This is a genomic window from Mameliella sp. CS4 (assembly GCF_019392335.1).
In the GTDB taxonomy this organism is placed as follows: Bacteria; Pseudomonadota; Alphaproteobacteria; order Rhodobacterales; family Rhodobacteraceae; genus Antarctobacter.
Genome location: NZ_JAHXRQ010000107.1, coordinates 1 through 347 on the forward strand (window position 1 = coordinate 1; position 347 = coordinate 347).

Annotated in this window: 1 protein-coding gene; it reads left to right on the top strand. The window is 67.1% G+C overall.

Features of this window, described 5'->3' with window-relative positions:
* On the top strand, positions 1–347 hold a 347-nt coding region (locus tag KZZ07_RS26725), incomplete at both ends, for a VirB4 family type IV secretion/conjugal transfer ATPase (RefSeq protein WP_500862247.1).

Here is a 347-nt window from a genome sequence, read left to right on the forward strand (position 1 = left end):
CGGGGCGCTGAAGAAGCTCGAGGACACAACCCGCGACCTCGTGGCGGCACTTGCTCCCTACGGACCACGCCGGCTCGGGATCTACGACCGCGATGGCATCGTCTTCTCGCAGGTCAGCGAGTTCCTGCACGAACTCGTCTCTGGCGAACCCCTCCCCGTCCCGCTCGTTCACGGCCCGATCGGTCCGACCCTCTACACCAACCGCCTGATCTTCGGCCGCGAAGCGGTGGAGATCCGCGGCGCCGGCCACTCGCACTTCGCCGGGATGTTTGGCCTCAAGGAATACCCTGCAACGACCAAGCCCGGGCTCCTCGGCGGTTTGCTCGCCGCGCCCATGGAACTGGTCG